At 71.9% G+C, this 22,186-nt stretch carries 20 protein-coding genes and 2 tRNA genes; 14 read left to right on the forward strand and 8 right to left on the reverse strand.

Going from position 1 to position 22,186, the window contains the following annotated elements:
* Positions 1-7 precede the first annotated feature (7 nt).
* Positions 8-1,096 (forward strand): YlbL family protein, encoded by a 1,089-nt coding sequence (locus DNK56_RS24825; protein ID WP_111338062.1) that lies wholly within the window; start codon positions 8-10, stop codon positions 1,094-1,096.
* A 28-nt stretch (positions 1,097-1,124) separates the two neighbouring features.
* On the opposite strand, the gene DNK56_RS24830 is transcribed toward DNK56_RS24825, so the two are convergent.
* Entirely contained in the window at positions 1,125-1,694 is a 570-nt protein-coding gene (locus DNK56_RS24830) for a PPA1309 family protein (RefSeq protein WP_241990074.1), read from the reverse strand.
* Positions 1,695-1,822: 128 nt separating this feature from the next.
* Here DNK56_RS24830 and DNK56_RS24835 point away from each other — a divergent pair, with 128 nt between their 5' ends.
* The 4 genes from DNK56_RS24835 (at position 1,823) to DNK56_RS24850 (ending at position 7,504) form a co-directional block, all read left to right on the forward strand.
* Positions 1,823-4,816: a UPF0182 family membrane protein gene (locus tag DNK56_RS24835; RefSeq protein WP_199563703.1), complete on the forward strand. Its 2,994-nt coding sequence runs from the start codon at positions 1,823-1,825 to the stop codon at positions 4,814-4,816.
* Between the two features lie 52 nt (positions 4,817-4,868).
* Positions 4,869-4,942 (forward strand) — tRNA-Met (locus DNK56_RS24840).
* A gap of 291 nt (positions 4,943-5,233) precedes the next feature.
* Entirely contained in the window at positions 5,234-7,237 is a 2,004-nt protein-coding gene (locus DNK56_RS24845; protein WP_111338064.1) for a tetratricopeptide repeat protein, read from the forward strand.
* Positions 7,238-7,430: 193 nt separating this feature from the next.
* A tRNA-Met gene (locus tag DNK56_RS24850) sits at positions 7,431-7,504 on the forward strand.
* Between the two features lie 114 nt (positions 7,505-7,618).
* Here DNK56_RS24850 and DNK56_RS24855 read toward each other — a convergent pair.
* The gene (locus DNK56_RS24855; RefSeq protein WP_111338065.1) at positions 7,619-8,038 is read right to left on the reverse strand and encodes a Fur family transcriptional regulator; all 420 of its coding nucleotides are present in this window, start codon (positions 8,036-8,038) and stop codon (positions 7,619-7,621) included.
* 175 nt (positions 8,039-8,213) lie between these two features.
* Here DNK56_RS24855 and DNK56_RS24860 point away from each other — a divergent pair, with 175 nt between their 5' ends.
* Entirely contained in the window at positions 8,214-9,665 is a 1,452-nt protein-coding gene (locus tag DNK56_RS24860) for a catalase (protein ID WP_111338066.1), read from the forward strand.
* Between the two features lie 72 nt (positions 9,666-9,737).
* Here DNK56_RS24860 and DNK56_RS24865 read toward each other — a convergent pair whose 3' ends face one another.
* The 6 genes from DNK56_RS24865 to DNK56_RS24890 all read right to left on the reverse strand — a co-directional run bounded on the left by DNK56_RS24865 (position 9,738) and on the right by DNK56_RS24890 (position 14,779).
* A complete protein-coding gene (locus tag DNK56_RS24865) occupies positions 9,738-10,139 on the reverse strand; it encodes a CBS domain-containing protein (protein ID WP_111338067.1) in 402 nt (133 codons plus the stop codon).
* 188 nt (positions 10,140-10,327) lie between these two features.
* The gene (gene hisN, locus DNK56_RS24870; RefSeq protein WP_111338068.1) at positions 10,328-11,128 is read right to left on the reverse strand and encodes a histidinol-phosphatase; all 801 of its coding nucleotides are present in this window, start codon (positions 11,126-11,128) and stop codon (positions 10,328-10,330) included.
* Between the two features lie 58 nt (positions 11,129-11,186).
* Complete coding sequence (locus tag DNK56_RS24875) at positions 11,187-11,510, reverse strand: DMT family transporter (protein ID WP_111338069.1); 324 nt, start codon at positions 11,508-11,510, stop codon at positions 11,187-11,189.
* A 109-nt stretch (positions 11,511-11,619) separates the two neighbouring features.
* Positions 11,620-12,636, reverse strand: coding sequence for a ribosome small subunit-dependent GTPase A (rsgA, locus tag DNK56_RS24880; RefSeq protein ID WP_111338070.1), 1,017 nt, complete (start codon positions 12,634-12,636; stop codon positions 11,620-11,622).
* A 3-nt stretch (positions 12,637-12,639) separates the two neighbouring features.
* The gene (gene aroA, locus DNK56_RS24885; protein WP_111338071.1) at positions 12,640-13,989 is read right to left on the reverse strand and encodes a 3-phosphoshikimate 1-carboxyvinyltransferase; all 1,350 of its coding nucleotides are present in this window, start codon (positions 13,987-13,989) and stop codon (positions 12,640-12,642) included.
* A gap of 76 nt (positions 13,990-14,065) precedes the next feature.
* Complete coding sequence (locus DNK56_RS24890; RefSeq protein WP_111338072.1) at positions 14,066-14,779, reverse strand: M50 family metallopeptidase; 714 nt, start codon at positions 14,777-14,779, stop codon at positions 14,066-14,068.
* Between the two features lie 65 nt (positions 14,780-14,844).
* Between DNK56_RS24890 and DNK56_RS24895 the strand changes: the two genes are divergently transcribed.
* From DNK56_RS24895 to def, 8 genes are all read left to right on the forward strand, one after another.
* Positions 14,845-15,660 carry an SOS response-associated peptidase gene (locus DNK56_RS24895; RefSeq protein WP_111338073.1) on the forward strand — a complete coding sequence of 272 codons (816 nt, stop codon included), beginning with the start codon at positions 14,845-14,847 and terminating at the stop codon, positions 15,658-15,660.
* Between the two features lie 25 nt (positions 15,661-15,685).
* Complete coding sequence (locus DNK56_RS24900; protein ID WP_199563632.1) at positions 15,686-16,336, forward strand: alpha/beta hydrolase family protein; 651 nt, start codon at positions 15,686-15,688, stop codon at positions 16,334-16,336.
* Between the two features lie 284 nt (positions 16,337-16,620).
* Complete coding sequence (locus DNK56_RS24905) at positions 16,621-17,277, forward strand: sigma-70 family RNA polymerase sigma factor (RefSeq protein ID WP_199563631.1); 657 nt, start codon at positions 16,621-16,623, stop codon at positions 17,275-17,277.
* Positions 17,274-17,594 carry a mycothiol system anti-sigma-R factor gene (gene rsrA / locus DNK56_RS24910; RefSeq protein WP_111338076.1) on the forward strand — a complete coding sequence of 107 codons (321 nt, stop codon included), beginning with the start codon at positions 17,274-17,276 and terminating at the stop codon, positions 17,592-17,594. The genes DNK56_RS24905 and rsrA overlap by 4 nt, the downstream gene beginning before the upstream one ends.
* A gap of 110 nt (positions 17,595-17,704) precedes the next feature.
* Complete coding sequence (locus tag DNK56_RS24915; protein WP_111338077.1) at positions 17,705-19,090, forward strand: HD-GYP domain-containing protein; 1,386 nt, start codon at positions 17,705-17,707, stop codon at positions 19,088-19,090.
* A complete protein-coding gene (locus tag DNK56_RS24920; protein ID WP_199563630.1) occupies positions 19,087-20,370 on the forward strand; it encodes an HD-GYP domain-containing protein in 1,284 nt (427 codons plus the stop codon). The genes DNK56_RS24915 and DNK56_RS24920 overlap by 4 nt, the downstream gene beginning before the upstream one ends.
* Positions 20,371-20,461: 91 nt before the next feature.
* A complete protein-coding gene (locus tag DNK56_RS24925; protein ID WP_093706389.1) occupies positions 20,462-21,454 on the forward strand; it encodes a tetratricopeptide repeat protein in 993 nt (330 codons plus the stop codon).
* Between the two features lie 59 nt (positions 21,455-21,513).
* Positions 21,514-22,152, forward strand: a complete 639-nt coding sequence (gene def, locus DNK56_RS24930; protein WP_111338078.1) for a peptide deformylase — start codon at positions 21,514-21,516, stop codon at positions 22,150-22,152.
* The last annotated feature ends 34 nt before the right edge of the window (positions 22,153-22,186 follow it).

The following is a 22,186-nucleotide window of genomic DNA, read 5'->3' on the forward strand; positions in this document are numbered from 1 at the left end:
TCGTTCCATGCCACGCCGCACCGCGACGATGCTCGCCTCCTCGCTGATCCTGATCGCGCTGATCTTCGCAGGCTTGTTCTTCAAAGTGCCGTACTCGGAAATGTCCCCCGGCCCCACCGTGAACACCCTCGGCGACGTGGACGGCGAGCCCGTGCTGAGCATCTCGGGGCACAAGACGTACAAGACGTCCGGCAACCTCAACATGACGACGGTCCGCGTCACCGGCGCCGACTACACCATGAACCTCGTCGAGGCCTTCACCGGATGGCTGGGCCACGACAGCGTCGTCGTCCCGCACGACACCCTCTATCCGAACGGCAAGACGGAGGAGGAGTCGACGCAGGAGAACGCCGAGGAGTTCAGCCAGTCGCAGGAGAGCGCCAAGGTCGCGGCCCTCGACGAGCTGGGCATCCCCGTCACCTCTTACGTCGTGGTCTCCACCGTCGTCAAGGACAGCCCCGCCCAGGGCAAGCTGCACGCGGGCGACATCATCGAGGACGTGGACGGCACGAAGGTCGAGAAGCCCGAGGACGTCGCGAAGCTGGTGACCCGGCACAAGCCCGGCGAGGACGTCGTCTTCACCGTCGTCCCGGCCAAGACCGCGGCCGCGGCCGAGAAGGCCGGCAAGAAGCCCGAGGGCACCGAGAAGATCACCGTCACCACGGCGAAGGCCCCCGAGGGCGACCGCGCGATCGTCGGCATCCAGGCGGGCACGGACCACACCTTCCCGTTCGAGATCGACATCAAGCTCGCCGACGTGGGCGGCCCGAGCGCGGGGCTGATGTTCTCCCTGGGCCTGATCGACAAGCTGACCCCGGGGCAGCTGACCGGCGGCAAGTTCATCGCCGGCACCGGAACCATGAACGACCAGGGCGAGGTCGGTCCCATCGGCGGCATCACCATGAAGCTGGTCGGCGCGCGCGACGCGGGCGCCCGCTATTTCCTGACCCCCGACGAGAACTGCAAGGCCGCCGCCGCGGACACCCCCGACGGGCTCACCCTGATCCGGGTCAAGACCCTGGCCGACGCCCGCGCGTCGCTGGAGAAGCTCCGCACGGGGGACACGGCCGGTCTGCCGAGCTGCTCGACCGGCTGACCGTGTCCCGCCGCACGGAACGGACGGGTCAGGACTCGAACGTGGCGGCCAGCGCCTCGGCAAGACCCGGCACCAGGCCGGACCCGGTCAGCACCTCGCTCGCCGAGTCCTTCTCCCGCAGCCGTACGGCCGACTCGCGCGCCCCGTCCCGCAGCACCGCGACCGTCATCCGCACCTCCTGCCGGTCCGGGTGCCCGGCGACCCACGCGGTGAGCCGCTTCTCGTCCAGGCCGTCCGGCACGGACGCCTCGGCGGACGGCGGCAGCATCAGCCGCTCCACGGTCATCGCGCAGCCGGCGACCGCGTCGGGCCAGGCGATCGTGGCGAGGAACTCGTCCAGCGCCGTGCCGGCGGGCAGCTCCTCCTGCTCGACCGGGGTCAGGACGGCGGCCTTGGCACCGTCGTCCTCAAGGCCGAGCTGGGCGGCGAGGCCGGGCTCCTGGGCCCGCAGCCGCGCGGTGTCGACCAGGGCGAAGAGGCGGGCGGGCTGGTCCCACCCGAGGTTGGAGACGTACTCGTCGATTTCGAGCACCGCGACGGTGAGCGGGCTCGCGGCCATCGGGGGGCCGGAGGGGGAAACGTTGGACATGGAGAACATCCTGCCTCCTTCCGCCCCGGTAACGGGAACTAGGTAAAGCGTCAGTAAGTTGAAGGGATGGGCTCTACGATCGCTGGGCCCGCTCCACACGACCCGCGAACTTCGAGGTGCGCACGTTGGCTTTCCAGATGCCGGACCGCGGCGGAGGCCCGACCGGGCCACGGATCAGAGTCGGCCGCCCGTCCCGGCGCGCCCGAACCCTGCTCATGACGCTCGGCGTCCTGGCGATTCTCGCCATGGCGTTCGTCATGTTCGCCGGGTTCTGGACGGACTGGCTCTGGTACCGGTCGGTCGCGTATTCGTCCGTCTTCACCACCACTCTGTGGACCAAGATCGGACTGTTCCTCGTCTTCGGACTGCTGATGGCCGTGGCCGTCGGCCTGAACATCTGGCTCGCGCACCGGCTCCGGCCGCCGCTGAGCGCGATGTCGCTGGAGCAGCAGAGCCTGGACCGCTACCGGATGAGCCTCGCCCCGTACAAGAAGTGGGTGCTGCTCGCGGTCACCGCGCTCGTCGGTCTGATCGCCGGGGCGTCCGCCTCGGGCCAGTGGCGTACCTGGCTGATGTATGTGAACGGCGTGTCGTTCGGCCAGAAGGACCCCCAGTTCCACCTGGACGTGTCGTTCTACGCCTTCGACCTGCCCTGGTACCGCTTCCTGCTGGGCTTCGGCTTCGCGGCCACGGTGCTCTCGCTGATCGCCGCCGCGCTGACCCACTACCTGTACGGCGGGCTGCGCGTCACCAGCCCCGGCGCGCGGGCCACCGGCGCGGCCACCGGCCATCTGTCGGTGCTGCTCGGTGTCTTCGTCTCGCTGAAGGCCGTCGCGTACTGGCTGGACCGCTACGGCCTGGCCGTGAAGTCCAGTGACTTCAAGGCCACGGACAACTGGACGGGTCTGCGGTACGTCGACGCCAACGCCTACCTCCCGGCGAAGACGATTCTGTTCTGCATCGCCGCGATCTGCGCCGTGCTGTTCTTCGCGACGCTGTGGCGGCGCACCTGGCAGCTGCCGGTGATCGGCTTCGGTCTGATGGTCCTGTCGGCCATCCTGATCGGTGGGCTCTACCCGGCGATCGTGCAGAAGTTCCAGGTCCAGCCGAACGAACAGGCCAAGGAAGCCCCGTTCATCCGGAAGAACATCGAGGCCACGCGCGACGCCTACGGCATCGACGACGCCCAGGTGTCGGACTACACGGGCAAGTCCACCGAGGACGACGGCGGCAAGCTCCGGGCGGCGGCGAATGACGCCGCGAGCTACCGGGTGATGGACCCCAACGTCGTCTCGCCGGCCTTCCAGCAGCTCCAGCAGAAGAGGAACTACTACCAGTTCCCCAAGACGCTGGACGTCGACCGCTACAAGGACGAGTCCGGCAAGGAGCAGGACACGGTCATCGGTCTGCGCGAGCTCAACATCGAGGGCATCCCCAAGCGCAACTGGATCAACGACCACTTCACGTACACCCACGGTTACGGCGCCATCGCCGCCCGCGGGACCACGACCGGCAAGAACCCGAAGGGCTCTCCCGACTTCACCGAGTCCGGCCTGCCGACCACCGGCGACCTGGGCACGTACAAGCAGGAGATCTACTACGGCGAGAAGACCGAGCAGTACTCCATCGTCGGCGGGCCCCAGAAGGAGCTCGACTACGAGGACGACGGCGAGAAGACCACCAGCTACAAGGGCGACAGCGGGGTCAGTCTCTCCAACGCGTTCAACCGCGCCGCCTACGCGGTCGCGTTCAACGAGCCGCAGATCCTGTACTCGGGAGCCATCGGCGAGGGTTCGCGGATTCTCTACAACCGCACGCCCAAGGAGCGCGTCGAGGCGGTGGCCCCCTGGCTCACCATCGACGGCGACGCCTACCCGGCCGTGGTGAACAAGCGCATCCAGTGGGTGGTCGACGCCTACACCACGACCAACGGCTACCCGTACGCCTCGCGCACCACGCTCGGCGACACCACGGCCGACTCGCTGACCACCAACCAGCGCGCCGTCGTCGCCCAGCAGAACCAGGTCAACTACATCCGGAACTCGGTGAAGGCGACCGTCGACGCGTACGACGGCACCGTCACGCTGTACGAGTGGGACACCCAGGACCCGGTCCTCAAGACCTGGCGCAAGGCGTTCCCCGGCACCGTGAAGCCGAGGGCGGACATCCCGCAGGACCTGATGGACCACCTGCGCTACCCGCAGGACCTGTTCAAGGTGCAGCGCGAGCTGCTGACCCGCTACCACGTCACGAGCCCCGCCCAGTTCTACAGCGGCAGTGACGCCTGGCAGGTCCCGGACGACCCGACCAACAAGGAGTCCGGCTCCGTCCCGCCGTACTACCTGAGCATAAAGATGCCGGGTCAGACGGCCCAGAAGTTCTCGCTGACCACGACGTTCACCCCGAAGGGACGGCCCGACCTGGGGGCGTTCATGGCGGTGGACGCCGATGCGGCCAGCAAGGACTACGGGACGATAAGGCTGCTCAGGGTCACCGGTGCGGTGAAGGGGCCCGGCCAGGTACAGAGTGAGCTCAACGGCAACGACGACGTCGCCGAGTTCGTCAGGAACCTCAAGGGCACCGACTCCGACATCGAGTACGGCAACCTGCTGACCGTTCCGCTCGAAGGGGGCTTCCTCTACATCGAGCCGGTCTACACGCGCGGTGGCACGCAGAACTACCCGCTGCTGCGCAAGGTCGCCGCCTCGTACGGCTCGAAGATCGTCTTCGAGAACAGTCTCGGTGAGGCGCTGAACGCCGTCTTCGGGGCCGAGGGCGCCGATACGAGCGAGCCGCCGGGCGACACCACCGAGCCGCCGGACACCACGCAGCCGCCGGCCACCGGCGACAGCGCGCTCAAGAAGGCCATCGCCGACGCGCAGAAGGCCTACACCGAGGGCGAGGCGGCCCTGAAGAAGCAGGACTGGGCGGCCTACGGCAAGGCACAGGCCGATCTCCAGGACGCGCTGGAGCGTGCGGCGGCGGCCCAGTCCAAGGCCGCGGACGACGGCAAGAACGACGCCGGGGCCGATAAGCCGGACAGCGGTGACAAGGCCGACAAGGCCGATAAGAGCAAGAAGACCGATGCGTCCGCCGCATCGGACAAGTCGGGCGATACGGGCGGCGACTGAGCAACCCGGTCAAGCTCCGTCCCGCGTCGTGATACGGTTGTGAACACAACGACGCGGGGTGGAGCAGCTCGGTAGCTCGCTGGGCTCATAACCCAGAGGTCGCAGGTTCAAATCCTGTCCCCGCTACTGCAGACGAAGGCCCGGATCTCTCCAGGGAGATCCGGGCCTTCGTCGTGTCATGGGACTCTGCCGTGAACCGGGCGTGAAGTGCGGTTCACGGGGCACGAGTTGGCCACGAACGTGTTTGACTTGTCTCTCTGTGGGCATGTCGACAAAACGCCGAAGTGACCTAACTGGCCGCGCAATACCAGGTGTGCGCGGGTTGCGGGTGGTGCGACGATGGTATTTATGGGGGACAGGGCAACTCTGTTGAAGACAGGGCGGTTTGCGCGGGGTCACGTCCATCCGGCGGAAAAGATGGCGGACGAGGTGTTTGCCGCTGCCGCCGAGCAGTACAAAGACATCATCGAGAACACCGAGACCGCCGAGCCCCCGGAGAGTGTCGCGACCACCGAGACCGCCCGGAACGCGGAGAGCCACGAGCCCGCGGAAGACTTCGAGACCGCCGACGGCGTGGAGAACGCCGATGCGGCGGCCACGGCCGAGAGCACGGACGGCGCCGACAGCACGGACGAGGCCGAGGCCCGCCACCGCCGCGCCGCCGACGCAGGGGACACCGCGTCGATGAGCGTGCTCGGCGCGCTCCTGCTGCGCCGGGGCGACCTCGCCGGCGCCGAACCCTACCTGCGCGCCGCCACCGCCGACGGCGACCGCGCCGCGGCCAACAACCTGGGCGTCCTGCTGCACCAGCGCGGCTACCCCGAGGAGGCGGCCGGCTGGTGGCGCACCGCCGCCGTCGCCGGGTCCGCCGCCGCGGCGCACGCCCTGGGCCGGCACTTCCGCGAGCGCGGCGACGAACCCGCCGCCGAGTACTGGCTGCGCCAGTCCGCCGAGCAGGGCCACGCACTCGGCGCGTACGCCCTCGCCGACCTCCTGGAGCACCGCAGCGACGTCGGCGCCGAGCGCTGGCTGCGCGCCGCCGCCGAACAGGGCCACCGCGAGGCGGCCTACCGGCTGGCCCGCCTGCTGGAGCACGACGCGGCCGACACCGCCCACGACGCGTTCGGCCGCCCCGCTCCCGGCTCCCGCGGCACACAGCCGGCCGCGCCCCGCCGCACCGCCCGCAGCGCCGGCGAGGGCCCCGCGCCCTCCCGAACCGGCGAGGCCGAGCAGTGGTACCGGCAGGCCGCGGCGCGCGGCCACCGGCGCGCCGCCCTGCACCTGGGCGCCATCCTCGAACGGCGCGGCGAGCTGAAGGAGGCCGGCCGCTGGTACCTCATCGCGGCCAAGGCCGGTGAGGCGCGGGCCGCCTGCGCGCTCGGCTTCCTGCTGCGCGACGCGGGCGACCGGGAGAGCGCCGCCGTGTGGTGGCTGCGCGCCGCCCAGGACGGCGACGGCAACGCGGCCAACGCCCTCGGCGCACTGCACGCGGCCCGCGGTGAGCAGCAGACCGCCGAACGCTGGTACCGCGCGGCGATGGACGCGGGCGACGTCAACGGCGCGTACAACCTCGGGCTGCTCTGCGCCGCCCAGGACCGCACCGCCCAGGCCGAGCAGTGGTACCGCCGCGCCGCCTACACCGGACACCGCGAGGCCGCCAACGCCCTGGCCGTGCTCCTGCTCCAGGCCGGTGACCCGGTCGGCGCCGAGCCCTGGTTCTCCAAGGCGGCCGAGGCCGGCAGCGTCGACGCCGCCTTCAACCTCGGCATCCTCTACGCCGGGCGCGACGAGGACCGCACCGCCCTGCTCTGGTACGAGCGGGCGGCGGCGGCCGGGCACACCGAGGCGGCCCTCCAGGTCGGCATGGCGCTCCTGCACCACGGCGAGGAGCAGGAGGCCGAACGGCATCTGCGCTGCGCGGCGGGCGGCGGCAGCGCGGAGGCCGCGTTCCGGCTGGCCGGGCTGCTCGACGCGCGGCAGCCGCCGCCGGGCCCGCCCGCCCTGGGCGAACCGCTGCCGGAGAAGTCCGAGTGCGAGGAGTGGTACGAGCGGGCCGCCGAGCAGGGGCACCGCCGCGCCCAGGTCCGCGTCGGCATGCTCGCCGCCTCCCGCGGGGACATGGAGAGCGCCGGCCGCTGGTACCGCGAGGCGGCCGAGTCCGGCAGCCGCAACGGCGCGTTCAACCTCGGGCTGCTCCTGGCCCGCGAGGGCAGTGAGCGCGAGGCCGCCCTGTGGTGGACCCGCGCCGCCGCCGACGGGCACGGGCGGGCCGCGCTGCGCCTCGCGCTGCTGGCCGCCCGCCGGGGTGAGCTGGCGGAGGGGCAGCGCTGGTGTGCGCGGGCGGTCGAGCTGGGCCCGGCGGAGGTCGCGGAGCGGGCGGCGCGGCTGAGCGAGGCCCTGCACCAGGAACTGACGGCGTAAGGCACCAGGAACTGACGGCGTAAGCCCCGCGAGGCCGCGCCGGGCCCGTACACCCGGCCGAACGCACCCGGCCGAACGCGACCGGCCGGGTGCGCCCCGCAGCCCCGCCGGGCGGCCCCCGCCGCCCCCGCCACCCCTGCCGGAACGAATTTGCACTGGTCCGGAGCGTGCCGTAGGGTTGTGAACACAACGACGCGGGGTGGAGCAGCTCGGTAGCTCGCTGGGCTCATAACCCAGAGGTCGCAGGTTCAAATCCTGTCCCCGCTACTGAAGACAGAGGCCCGGATCTTTTCGAAGATCCGGGCCTCTGTCGTATGCGCGCATGCGAAAGCCGCCCCCGGCCGGAACAGGAATCCGAGGGGGCGGGACGCGCCCGCTCGTTCAGGCGCTCGCGGCGCAGTCCGGGCAGATGCCCCGGTACGTGAGCTCGACACCGGAGATGGTGAAGCCGAAACGCTCACCGGCCGGCAGGTCCGCCAGCGGGTCGCCCGCGGGATGGACGTCGCGGATCGCGCCGCACTGCGCGCACACCAGATGGTGGTGGGCGCGGTGCGCGTTGGGGTCGTAGCGCTTGGCGCGGCGGTCGGTCGAGACCTCGATGACCTCGCCGAGGCTCACCATCTCGCCCAGCGTGTTGTAGACGGTGGCGCGGGAGATCTCCGGCAGCTTGGCCACCGCGCGTGCGTGGACCTCGTCGGCGGTCAGATGCACATGCTCCCCGTCGAGGACCTCGGCCACGACGCGACGCTGCGCGGTCATGCGCCAGCCGCGTCCTCGAAGTCGTTCCAGCAGGTCACTCATGACCGACATTCTAGCAGCGCACGAGCCATGTCTTGAATGGGTGCGACTTTGGATACCCATTTGACTTGGACTTTGTCCAATGTAGGATCGCTTGCGACGACGGCCGGTGGACAGGAAGGCCGGAGCCGAGCACGGCATGAACGCATGACGTGCGGATACGACGCAGGAGGCGCACGTGACGCAGGGACCGCTCACGACGGAGGCCGGCGCACCGGTCGCGGACAACCAGAACAGCGAGACCGCCGGGGTCGGCGGACCGGTCCTGGTGCAGGACCAGTCGCTGCTGGAGAAGCTCGCGCACTTCAACCGGGAACGCATTCCGGAGCGTGTGGTGCACGCCCGGGGCGCGGGCGCGTACGGCACCTTCACCGTGACCCGTGACGTCTCGCAGTGGACGCGGGCGAAGTTCCTCTCCGAGGTCGGCAAGCAGACCGAAACGTTCCTGCGGTTCTCCACCGTCGCGGGCAACCTCGGTGCGGCCGACGCCGTACGGGACCCGCGCGGCTTCGCGCTGAAGTTCTACACCGAGGACGGCAACTACGACCTCGTCGGCAACAACACCCCGGTGTTCTTCATCCGGGACGCCATCAAGTTCCCCGACTTCATCCACACCCAGAAGCGCGACCCGTACACCGGCTCGTCCGAGGCGGACAACATCTGGGACTTCTGGAGCCTGTCGCCCGAGTCCACCCACCAGGTGACCTGGCTCTTCGGCGACCGGGGCATCCCCGCCTCGTACCGGCACATGGACGGCTTCGGTTCGCACACCTACCAGTGGCAGAACGAGGCCGGCGAGGTCTTCTGGGTGAAGTACCACTTCAAGACCGACCAGGGCATCAAGAACCTCACCGCCGACGAGGCCGCCCGGCTGGCCGGGGCGGACCCGGACAGCCACCAGCGGGACCTGCGCGAGTCCATCGAGCGCGGCGACTTCCCGTCCTGGACCGTGCAGGTGCAGATCATGCCGGCGGCCGAGGCGGCGACGTACCGCTTCAACCCGTTCGACCTCACCAAGGTGTGGCCGCACGCGGACTACCCGCCGATCGAGATCGGCAAGCTGGAGCTCAACCGCAACCCGGAGAACATCTTCGCCGAGGTCGAGCAGTCCGTCTTCAGCCCGGCGCACTTCGTGCCCGGCATCGGCCCGTCCCCCGACAAGATGCTCCAGGGCCGCCTCTTCGCGTACGGGGACGCGCACCGCTACCGCGTCGGCATCAACGCCGACCACCTGCCGGTGAACCGTCCGCACGCCACCGAGGCGCGGACCAACAGCCGGGACGGCTACCTCTACGACGGCCGCCACAAGGGCGCGAAGAACTACGAGCCGAACAGCTTCGGCGGCCCCGCCGAGACCGGCCGTCCGCTCTGGGGCGCCGTCGACGTCACCGGCGGCACGGGCAACCACGAGACCCCGAGGCACGCCGAGGACGACGACTTCGTGCAGGCCGGGAACCTCTACCGGCTGATGACCGAGGACGAGAGGGACCGGCTGGTCGCCAATCTCTCCGGATTCATCGCGCAGGTCTCGCGCGCGGACATCGCCGAGCGCGCCATCGGCAACTTCCGCAGCGCCGACGAGGACTTCGGCAAGCGCCTGGAGGCCGCGGTGCAGGCGCTGCGCGCCTGAGCACCACCTGCCGTACACGACCGGCCCGCCCCCGCGACGCGCGGGGGCGGGCCGGTCCCTTTCCGTCGGAGGTCAGCTCACCAGCGAGGCCGGCCGGGGGCGGGCCGGGGTCCAGCAGCGGATGATGTCGCGCACCGACACGACCCCGACCGGCCCGTCCCCGTCGAGGACGATCAGATGGCGGAAGCCGCCGTGCGTCATGGCCGCCGCGGCCTCTTCGAGCGTCCAGGCGGGCGCGGCGAAGACCACATCGGTGGTGGTGTGGGCGGAAGCGGTCTCGGAGTCCGGGTCGAGACCCGAGCCCACCGCGTCCAGGACGTCGCGCTCGGTGAGGATGCCGAGCCCGCAGGTATCGGGGTCGTGGACGACGGCCGCCCCGACCCGGCGCGCCGACATCAGCCGGGCGGCCTGGCGCAGCGTATGGGCGGGGCCGATGGTGAGGATCATCGTGGTCATGGCGTCACGGACGAACATGAAGGGGTGCCACCTCCTCGGCGAACCGGCGCGTGCGCCGATTCACAAGTTCACAAGTGGGGGAAACCTCAGAGTGGCACCGAAGGGGAAGGCCGACAAGGGGTCGCGGAGATCAGCGGAGGGGCGCGCGGACGCGCGGCACGCCCCCCCCGGTGACCCGGCACGCCGACCGGCGTACGGAGGAGCGCTCAGTAGCGCTGGTTCAGATAGCCGAGCAGCTCGCGGTGGAGCGCGCCGTTCGACGCGGCGCCGTTCCCCCCGCCCGGCCCGTCCACACCGTCCAGACTGGTGAACCGGCCGCCCGCCTCCTGGACGATGATCGCGTTCGCCGCCATGTCCCACAGCGACAGCTCCGGCTCCGCGCAGATGTCCACGGACCCCTCCGCGACCATCATGTACGGCCAGAAGTCCCCGTAGCCCCGGGTCCGCCAGCAGGCGCGCGTCAGGTCCAGGAACCCGTCCAGCCGGCCCTGCTCCTCCCAGCCCGTCAGCGAGGAGTACGCGAAGGAGGCGTCCGCGATCCGCTCCACCTTCGACACCGCGATCCGGGTCGCCGAGGTCAGGCTGCGACCGGTGTACGCGCCGGCGCCCTTCGCCGCCCACCAGCGCCGGTTCAGCGCCGGCGCCGACACCACGCCCACGACCGGCTGGAAGCCGTGCTCCCCGGCCTCCATCAGCGAGATCAGCGTCGCCCAGACCGGCACGCCCCGCACATAGTTCTTGGTGCCGTCGATCGGGTCGATCACCCAGCGGCGGGGGCCGGTGCCCTCGATCCCGTACTCCTCGCCCAGGATCGCGTCGCGCGGACGCGCCCGGTGCAGATGGCCCCGGATCAGCTCCTCGGCGGCCTTGTCGGCCTCGCTCACCGGCGTCATGTCCGGCTTGGTCTCGACCTTGAGGTCCAGAGCCTTGAACCGGTCCATCGTCGCGGCGTCGGCGGCGTCCGCCAGCACATGGGCGAGGCGCAGATCATCGTGGTAATCGGGCATGCCGTCACAGTATCGACCGGCCGGTGACCGGGGCCACACGGGCTCGGAGGGCGGACGGTCAGTGGGCGGAGCCGGAGAGCTGGAGCCCGATCACACCGAGGATCACCAGCGAGATCGACACCAGCTTGAGCGTGGAGACCACGTCGTCGAGGAAGATCATCCCGTAGATCGCCGTCCCGGCCGCGCCGATGCCGGTCCACACGGCGTACGCGGGCCCCACGTCGAGCTTCTTCAGCGACAGGGTCAGCAGACCGAAGCTGCCCAGCGCGAAGACGCAGAACGCGAGGGTCGGCCAGAGCCGGGTGAAGCCGTGCGAGAGCTTCAGACAGACCGCGAAACCGGTCTCCAGAAGTCCCGCGACCACGACCAGCAGCCACGCCATCGTCCGCACCCTCCGCATCGGTGACCGCCCGGCACCAGCCGGTGCCGTTGGGCGTGATTATGCACTTACCGCATGCGAGTGATCGCAAACGTGCACGGCCGGCCGGAGATCAGTCGCCTTCGCGCCGGCCCCGTGTGGACAGCAGCCGCCGCAGCGAGTCCAGCCGCGCCGGATCCGCGTGCCCCTCCGCCACCCAGGCGTCCAGCGCGCATTCCGGTTCATGGCTGTCATGGGTGCAGCCGCGCGGACACTCCTCGGTACCGGGCTGGAGGTCCGGGAAGGCGTTGATCACCCGCGACGGATCGATGTGGTTCAACCCGAACGAGCGCACACCCGGGGTGTCGATCACCCAGCCCCGGTAGCCCGGCAGCGGCAGCGCCAGCGCGGACGTGGTGGTGTGCCGGCCCCGCCCGGTGACCGCGTTGACGACCCCCGTGGTGCGCCGCTTCTCCTTCGGCACCAGCGCGTTGACCAGCGTCGTCTTGCCGACGCCGGAGTGCCCGACGAACGCCGTGACACGGCCGTCGAGCTGCTCGCGGACCCGGTCGGCCGCGTCCCCGTTCTCCAGCTCCTCGCGGCTGGTGACGACGAACGGCACACCCAGCGGGGTGTACGCGCCCAGCAGTTTGTCCGGGGACGCCAGGTCCGACTTGGTCAGCACCAGGAGCGGCGAGAGCCCGCCGTCGTACGCGGCGACCAGACAGCGGTCGATCATGCGCGGGCGGGGTTCCGGATCGGCCAGCGCGGTGACGATCGCCAGCTGGTCCGCGTTGGCCACGACCACCCGCTCGAACGGGTCGTCGTCGTCCGCCGTCCGGCGCAGCACCGAGCGGCGCTCACCGATGCGGACGATCCGGGCCAGCGTGTCCTTGTCGCCGGACAGGTCGCCGACGAGCGACACGGTGTCGCCGACCACCGCCGCCTTGCGGCCCAGCTCGCGGGCCTTCATCGCGACGATCGTGCGCCCGTCGACCAGGCAGGTGAGGCGGCCCCGGTCCACGGTGAGGACCATGCCCTCCTCGGCGTCCTCGTGCTTGGGCCGGATATGGGTGCGCGGACGGTTGCCCTTGCGGTTGGGGCGGACGCGGATGTCGTCCTCGTCGGGGTTCTTGCCGTAGCGGCGCATGTCTCAGACCCCGAGCATTCCGGTCCACATCTGCGGGAAGTCCGGCAGGGTCTTGGCGGTCGTCGCCACGTTCTCGATCTCCACTCCGGGGACGGCAAGGCCGATGACCGACCCCGCGGTGGCCATCCGGTGGTCGTCGTACGTATGGAAGGTACCGCCGCGCAGCGGGCGCGGGCGGATGTGCAGGCCGTCGGCCGTCTCGGTGACGTCGCCGCCCAGCTCGTTGATCTCCTTGGTGAGCGCGGCCAGCCGGTCCGTCTCGTGCAGCCGGAGATGGGCGACGCCGCTCAGCGTGGACGGGGAGTCGGCCAGGGCGGCGACGGCGGCGATGCCCGGCGTCAGCTCGCCGACCTCGCCGAGGTCCACGTCGATGCCGTGGATGCGGCCCGAGCCGGTGAAGGTCAGCCCGTGCTCGGTCAGCTCGCAGGAACCGCCCATCGCGGTGAAGATCTCGCGCAGCGCGTCACCGGGCTGCGTGGTGTGCGCCGGCCAGTCCGGGACGGTCACCCGGCCGCCCGTGACAAGCGCGGCGGCCAGGAACGGCTGGGCGTTGGACAGGTCCGGCTCGATGGTCAGGTCCCGGCCCAGCAGCGCGGAGGGGGAGACCCGCCACACATTGGGCTCGCCGCCGGTCTCCGGCTCGTCCACCCGGGCGCCGACCGCCCTGAGCATGTCCACGGTCATCCGGATGTGCGGCATGGAGGGGAGCCGGCCGCCGGTGTGCCGGACCTCCACGCCCTGGTTGAAGCGCGGCGCGGACAGCAGCAGCGCCGAGACGAACTGGGAGGACGAGGAGGCGTCGATCGCGACCGGACCCCCGTCCAGCGCGCCGCCGCCGTGCACCGTCATCGGGAGCGAGCCCCGGGAGTCGTCCTCGATCCGGGCGCCGAGCACCCGCAGGGCCTCGATCACCCCGGTCAGCGGCCGCTCGTAGGAGCGCGGGTCGCCGTCGAAGCGGACCGGGCCGTCGGCGAGCGCGGCCACCGGGGGCAGGAAGCGCATGACCGTACCGGCGTTGCCGACGTCCACCGTGACCGGGCCGCGCAGCGGGGCCGGGACGACGCGCCAGGTCTCGCCGGAGAACTCCGGGCCGGTGGCGTCACCGGTCGCCGACGCGCTGGAGGACACCGTCTCCTCGATGCCGACGCCCATCGCGCGCAGCGCGTCCGCCATCAGCAGGGTGTCGCGGGAGCGCAGCGGGCGGCGCAGCCGGCCCGGCTCGGAGGCCAGCGCGGCGAGCACCAGCGCGCGGTTGGTGACCGACTTGGAACCGGGCACGGTGACGGTCGCGTCGACGGCCCCGCTCGCGACGGGGGCGGGCCAGAGGGCGGGATGCACGGCACTTTCGGTCATGCGCTCACTTTACGGGCTCCGGCCGCACGGGGCCGGGCCGCGGGTTCCCGTCCGCGAGCGGGGGGAACCGGCCGGGTCACAGCCCCAGCAGCCAGCGCCCGCCGCCGATCAGCGAGCACAGCGACACCGCGTGGAAGAGGAACAGCCACAGCGCCGCCGGGACGTCCGTCAGCCGGGACAGCTGGTCGGCGTCCGAGTCCGGCGCCCCGCCGCGCCGCCGCTTCGACTGGAGCTCGAACACCGGGCGCACCCCGCCCATCAGCAGGAACCACACCACGCTGTACGCGAACAGCGACTGCCAGGCCGGCGAGGCCAGCCAGGACACCAGCAGGAACAGCGAACCGGTAAGAATCACCGTCAGCGCCCCGTACACATTGCGGATCGCCACCAGCATCACCGCGAGCAGGCCCGTGGCCAGCCACAGCAGCAGCGTGATCCTGCCGTCCACCAGCAGCCAGGCACCGCCGAGCCCGAGCAGCGAGGGCGCGGTGTAGCCGGCCGCCGCCGTCAGGACCATGCCGATACCGGTCGGCCTGCCCCGGCTCACCGTCAGCCCGCTGGTGTCCGAGTGCAGCCGGATGCCCGCGAGCTGCCGGCCGGTCAGCAGGGCCACCAGCCCGTGGCCGCCCTCGTGGGCGATGGTGATGGTGTTCCGGGACAGCCGCCACACGACGTTCGGGACGACCGCGATCAGCGCCGCCGTCGCGGTCACCACCACCAGCCACTGCTCGGGGGCGGGCTGGGTACCGACGACGCGGTCCCACAGATGGCCGAGATCGGTGCTGTCCATGGGGCGGGCGGCTCCTTACGGGAGTGGGGTCCGGACCGGGAGGCTGTCGTGGCAGTCTGGCACTCATGTGCGGACGGTATGCAGCGAGTCGGCGGCCCGAGGACCTGACCGGACTCTTCCAGGTGGAGAAGTGGGAACCGGCGGAGGTGCTGGAGCCCGACTACAACGTGGCGCCGACCAAGGAGGTCTACGCCGTACTGGAGCGCCCCCTGAAAGACGCGGACGACCAGCGGCCGGTTCGCCAGATGCGCGCACTGAAATGGGGACTCGTCCCGTCCTGGGCCAAGAGCCCGGAGGGCGCCGCCCGGATGATCAACGCACGGGCCGAGACCGTCCACGAGAAGCCGTCCTTCCGCCGCCCCTTCGTCTCCCGGCGCTGCATCCTGCCCGCCGACGGTTATTACGAGTGGGTGACCGGCGCCGAGGAACGGGAGCTGGAGGAGAAGGGCCGGCGCAAGCGCCCCCGTAAACAGCCCTACTTCGTCACGCCCGCCGACGGCACGGTCTTCGCCATGGCCGGGCTGTACGAGTTCTGGCGCGACCGCACCCTGCCCGACGACCACCCGCAGGCCTGGTGGGTCACCTGCACGGTGATCACCACCGAGGCGGAGACCACCCCGCTCGGCGTCGCCCCCGCCGAGGGACCGGCCTCGCTCGCCGACATCCACCCCCGGATGCCCCTGATGCTCACCCCGGACCGCTGGGACGCCTGGCTGGACCCCTCGCACACCGACCCGGAGGCGCTGCGCGCCCTGCTCACGCCCCCGCCGCCGGGCCTGATGCGCGCCTACCCCGTGGCGACCGCCGTCAGCAACGTCCGCAACAACGGGCCCGAGCTGAAGGACGAGCTGGCCGCGCCCGAGGTGAGCACCCTGTTCTGAGCGCCTCTGTTGGTTGGATGGGCCCGTGACCACCGACACAGCGACACCCCGCACCGAAACCGTCGAGACCGCGACCGGCACCGCGCGCATCACCTGGCTGACGGCCCCCGCCCCGCGCCTCCTGCTCGCCCTCGGCCACGGCGCCGGCGGCGGCATCGAGGCCCGCGACCTCACCGCCCTGGGCGCCGCCCTGCCCGCGCACGGCGTGAGCGTCGCCCTGGTGGAGCAGCCCTGGCGGGTCGCCGGCAAGAAGGTCGCGCCCGCCCCGAAGACGCTGGACACCGGCTGGCACGGGGTGTGGCCGGCCCTCGCCGCCGCCGGACTCCCGGTCGTCGCGGGCGGACGCAGCGCCGGGGCCCGCGTCGCCTGCCGCACCGGCGCGGCGCTCGGCGCCCGCGCGGTCCTGGCGCTCGGCTTCCCGCTGCACCCGCCGGGCCGCCCCGAGAAGACCCGCGCCGCCGAACTGCTGGACTGCGGCCTGCCCGCGCTCGTCGTCCAGGGCGGCAACGACCCCTTCGGCAAGCCCGCCGAGTTCCCGCCGGGCGACTACCGGATCGCCGAGGTGCCGTACGGGGACCACGGCTTCGCCGTACCGAAACGGTCCGGGCTCACCGGCGAACGCGCGATGGAGATCCTCACCGGCGCCGTCACCGGATGGCTGGCCGGAATCGGCTGAACCGGAATCGGCCGCGCGGCCGGGAATGCCCGGCGGGGGACCGCTGTTGTTGCGGACATCGGTACGCCAACGTCGTAAGTGGAGAGGGAGTCCGTCGCATGGGTTCGACCATCTGCCCGCGTCGCACAGATACCGCTGACCTGGAGTGGACGGTCCTGCACGCGGCCACCACCACCCATGAGCGGTCACCCGGCGGCACGGAACGACAGCCCGCGCGGGACCAAGGTCGACTATTCTCCGATTCGAGCGGGTCCGGTGCGGGCTCCGCCCCAGCGTTGGAGGAGGTGGGTCCGGTCACTGGGACCGACACAGGGACCGACGACGGCCGCCCGCAGGAGACGACGGCCGAGCGCAACGCGCGTTTCGAGCGCGACGCCCTCGGTTTCCTGGACCAGATGTACTCGGCCGCCCTGCGCATGACGCGCAACCCCGCGGACGCCGAGGACCTGGTCCAGGAGACGTACGCCAAGGCGTACGCCTCCTTCCACCAGTTCCGTGAGGGCACCAACCTCAAGGCGTGGATGTACCGCATCCTCACGAACACCTTCATCAACTCGTACCGCAAGAAGCAGCGCGAACCCCAGCGCAGCGCCGCCGAGGAGATCGAGGACTGGCAGCTGGCCCGCGCCGAGTCGCACATGTCGACCGGGCTGCGCTCCGCCGAGTCGCAGGCCCTCGACCACCTCCCCGACTCGGACGTGAAGTCCGCGCTGCAGGCGATTCCCGAGGAGTTCCGCATCGCGGTCTATCTCGCCGATGTAGAGGGCTTTGCCTACAAGGAGATCGCGGACATCATGGGGACACCCATCGGTACGGTGATGTCCCGACTGCACCGGGGCCGCCGTCAGCTGCGCGGCATGCTGGAGGATTACGCCCGCGACCGCGGGCTCGTCCCCGCGGGCGCCGGTAAGTCGGACGATCGGAAAGGCTCGGGCTCATGAGCTGCGGAGAGCCGCACGAGACGGAATGCTCAGAGGTCCTCGACCACCTCTACGAGTTTCTCGACCGGGAGATGCCCGACAGCGACTGCACCAAGTTCGAGGCGCATTTCGTCGAGTGTTCCCCCTGCCTGGAGAAGTACGGCCTGGAACAGGCCGTGAAGAAGCTGGTCAAGCGCTGCTGCGGTCATGACGACGTACCGGCCGACCTGCGGTCCAAGGTGATGGGCCGGATCGACCTCATCCGCTCGGGACAGGCCGTGCCGGACCAGGACGTCACGGTCTCCGACACCGAGGTGCCGACCGCCGCCGGAGACTGAACCTTCCGCCGCTTCACCCGAACGTGCTAATCGCCCCCATCGGCCCCCGCCCGGCCCGCCCCGCTCGTTAGCGTGGCTCCTTCACGAGCGGAGCTGGGGGGCGAGCGACGGTGGAAGCCACACGCCGGGCCACGCGGGCCCACATCGGAGCCGTCGCCCTCGCGGCGGCCCTGTGCGCCGGGCCCGCCCTGCGCCCCGGCGCCGACACCCCGTGGGCCACGCTCGCACTGCTCACCGGGCTCTACCTCGTCTGCGAACTCCCCGGCCGCTGCCCGTCCTTCGGCGGCTCCGTGCCGCTCGGCGCCGGCTCGTTCTTCCCGCTGCTGCTCGCGGCGGCCTTCCTGCTGCCGCCCCCGGCGGCCGCGCTCGTCGCGATCCCCGGCTCCCTCGCGGGCCGGGTGGACGAGCCGCCCGCCACCGCCCGCCGGATCTGGCGCGCCGCCGAACTGGCCGTCGCCGTATGGGCCGCCGCCTGGGCGCACACCCTGCTCGGCGGCCCCGCCCCCGGCGCCCCGCCCGCCCTGCCGTACGCGCTGCTGCCCGTCTGCGCGGCCGTCCTCGCCTTCGGCGCGGTGCTCGCCGCCCTCGACGGCTCGATCCTGCTCGTCGCGGAACACCTGCCCGCGCGCCGCGCCTGGCACGGACTGCTGACGCGCTCGCTCGCCCCCCACCTGGTGCACGGCCTCGCCGGGCTGATGATGGCCGTCCTGTGGAACAGCCCCTACGGGCCGCTGGCCGCGCTCTTCGTCCTGCTGCCCATGTACATCTCCTGCTGGGCCTTCGCGCAGTACCACCGCGAACACGCCGCCCACCGGGCCACCATCAGGGCCCTCGTCCAGGCCGTGGACCTCAAGGACACCTACACCCGGGGCCACAGCGAACGCGTCGGCCGCGCCTCCGTCCTCATCGCCCACGAACTGGGCATGGACCGGCACCGCGTCGAGGTGCTCCGGTTCGCCGGCATCCTGCACGACGTCGGCAAGCTCGGCGTGCCCACCCGCGTCCTGCGCAAGGACGGCCCGCTGACCCCCGAGGAGCGGCGCGTGATCGAGCTGCACCCGGAGTACGGGCACGAGATCGTCCGGGGCATCGGCTTCCTCGGCGAGGCCCGCGCCGCGATCCTGCACCACCACGAACGCCTCGACGGCAGCGGCTACCCCTACGGGCTCTCCGGCCGGGGCATCCCCGAGTGCGCCCGCGTCGTCGCCGTCGCCGACGCCTTCGACGCCATGACCTCGACCCGCTCCTACCGGCGCGCCCGCCCCGTCCCGGCCGCCGTCGAGGAGCTGAAACGCTGCGCGGGCACCCAGTTCGACCCCCGGATGGTCCGGGCGCTGGCCCGCGGCCTGGAACGCTACGGCTGGTGCGCGGCGGTCACCTCGGACGACGCGCCGCCCGTCCCCGCGCCCCGCGAGGAGACCCCCGGCGGACACGGCACCGGCGCCGCCGCCGGGCGGGCGCCCGGCCGGCCGCCCGAGAGCGGGGAACCCCGGTGACCCCCCGGTGGGCCCGGCAGGCCCCCGCAGCCCGCGCCGTGCACGCCGCCGCCCTCCTCCTCGCCGCCACCGGCCTCGCCCACACCCTCTGGTACGGCATCGGCGAACCGGGCCACGCCCTCGCCTTCGGCGCCCTCGTCACCATCGGCGAACTGGCCCGCCGGGGCGCCCGGCCCGGCGAGCGGGAACCCGCGCCGCTCGGTGCCGCCGGGGCCCTCGCGTACGCCCTGCTGGGCCGCAGCGACGGACAGCCCACCAGCCACGGCGTCCTCCAGGTCGTCGCCGTGCTGGCCGCCGCCCAGCTCGTCGCCTCGGTGCCGCAGCTGGCGCGGGGCGACGGACCGGGCGCCGACCAGGTGGCCCGGCGGCTGCTCACCGTGACCTTCGCGGCGGTGTGCTTCCAGCCCCTGTTCAACACCGGCCGCTGCGAGCGCTGGCTTGGCGACGGCCCGTACTACGCGGCGTTCCTGCTGCTCCTCCTCGGCCTGACCGCCCTGTGCGACGCCGTCCTCGCCGCCCTCCTGCTGCGCGCCCGGACCCTGCCCCGCGGCTCCCGCGCGACCCCCGTCCCGTACGGGCCGCTGCTCCGCGACGAGCTGCGGGCGCTGAGCGGGATCGGTTCGGCGGTGTGCGCGACCGGGGCCGTCATGGCGCTCGGCGTGGCCGCCGCCGGACTGTGGGCACTGCCCGTGCTGTGCGTACCGCTGCTGCTCACCCAGCTCTCCTTCCGCCGCTTCGCCGCCGTACGCACGACCTACCGGCAGACCATCGCCTCCCTCGCCAGGGCCACCGAGATCGCCGGCTACACCCCGCACGGCCACGCCCGCCGGGTGGCCGAGCTGTGCACGGCGGTCGGCCGCGAGATGGGGCTGACCGGGCCCGAGCTGACGGTCCTGGAGTACGCCGCGCTGATGCACGACATCGGCCAGCTCTCGCTGGTCGACCCGGTGCCGGACGGGGCGACGGCCCTGCTGTCGGCCGCCGAGCAGCGCCGGATCGCGCTGCTGGGCGGGGCGGTGGTCCGGCAGACCGGGGTGGACCCCAGGGTCGCCGTCGTGGTGGAACGGCAGGCCGACCCCTATCGCGAGCAGCCGCTGTCCGCCAGGATCGTCCGGGCCGTGAACGCATACGACGACCTGTGCGGGGAAAGTCTCTCCGGGCCGCTGGACGCGCTGGAACGGCTCAGGCTCGGAACCGGGCACGACTACCAGCCGCAGGTGGTGGAATCACTGGCCCGGGTTCTGGCCAGGGGCGGTGCGGCCCCTGTCCCGCTGGGGTAACCGATGGGTAATGAGCGGGCGTCCGGCCCGGCATGGTTGGATGCGAAGAGAGCGGTAGAACGAGGGTGTCCAGTCGGGACAGGCGGGAATCGTGAGGATCTTCGGGAAGGTACGGCATCGGCCGTCCGCCTCTTGGCGGCAGGCCACGGACCGCGCGTTCACGCTGATCGGCGACGGCCGGTACGAGGACGCGGGCGCGCTGTTGACGCGTGCGGCGGACCTGGAACCCTGGCTCTCCGAGTCGTGGTTCAACCTGGCGCTGCTGCACAAGTTCCGGCACGACTGGGAACAGGCGAGGGCCGCCGGGCTGCGCGCCGTCGCCCTGCTCGACAAGGAGTCCGGCGCCCCGGACTGGTGGAACGTGGGCATCGCCGCGACCGCCCTCCAGGACTGGCCGCTCGCGCGCCGCGCCTGGCAGGCGTACGGGCTCAAGGTGCCCGGCGGCGGCCGACAGACCCCGGCCGCGGGCAACGAGCCGGTCGGCATGGAGCTGGGCAGCGCGGCGGTACGGCTGTCGCCGGAGGGCGAGGCGGAGGTCGTCTGGGGCCGCCGGCTCGACCCGGCCCGGATCGAGGTGCTGTCGATCCCGCTGCCGTCCTCCGGGCGGCGCTGGGGCGAGGTCGTCCTGCACGACGGGGTGCCGAACGGCGAGCGGATCACCGCGGCCGGCCCGTCCTACCCGGTGTTCGACGAGATCGAGCTGTGGGCGCCCTCGCCCGTGCCGACCTGGGTGGTGCTGCTCGAAGCGGCCACCGAGGCCGACCGGGACGCGCTGGAGCAGCTGGCGTCGGACGCGGGCTTCGCCGCCGAGGACTGGTCCTCGTCGGTGCGGCTGCTGTGCCGCTCCTGTTCGGAGAGCCGGATGGAGAGCGACGAGGGCGACGGCGAGCACCTGGACCCGCACGACCACAGCGAGCCCGGCCACCCCGGCCCGCTGGGGCACCGCACGGCCGGTGAGCTGTGGGTACCGGAGCGCGAGTGCGGCCTGGCGGCCCCGGCCGGTCTGGTGCGCGGCCTGCTCGACGGCTGGGTGGCGGACAGCCCGGACAGCCGCGAGTGGCGGGATCTCGAAGAAGTCTGCTGACCGCTGCCCGTAGGCTGTACGGGCACCGATTCGGGTTTTGAGGAAGGCGTACGGCGGACATGGCGCAGCAGGAGACGGACGAGCAGGTCAGCGTCGACGAGGAGGGCTTCCTCGTCGACACCGAGGACTGTGAGGCGCGCGAGACGGCACACCGCGAGCGCGGCACCTCCCGTCCGATCACGGTCGTGGGCAACCCCGTCCTGCACAAGGAGTGCAAGGACGTGACGGAGTTCGGCGACGAACTGGCCGCGCTCATCGACGACATGTTCGCGAGCCAGCGGACGGCGGAGGGCGTCGGCCTGGCCGCCAACCAGATCGGCGTGGACCTCAAGGTCTTCGTCTACGACTGCCCCGACGACGACGGTGTGCGGCACGTGGGCGCCATCTGCAACCCGGTCCTGGAGGAGCTGCCGCCCGGGGCGCGGGCCCTGGACGACTCCAACGAGGGCTGCCTCTCCGTCCCGTCGGCGTACGCCTCGCTGGCCCGCCCCGACTACGCGGTGGTGCGCGGCCAGGACGCCGCAGGCAACCCCGTCCGGGTGCGCGGCACGGGCTACTTCGCGCGCTGCCTCCAGCACGAGACGGACCACCTGTACGGCTACCTGTACATCGACCGGCTCTCCAAGCGCGACCGCAAGGACGCGCTGCGGCAGATGGCGGAGAACACCCCGCGCTACGAGGTCGTCCCCAACGACTGACCGGCGCCCACGCGCGCACGCGCGGGCCCGCCCG

Source organism: Streptomyces sp. AC1-42W (assembly GCF_003248355.1).
Taxonomy (GTDB): domain Bacteria; phylum Actinomycetota; class Actinomycetes; order Streptomycetales; family Streptomycetaceae; genus Streptomyces.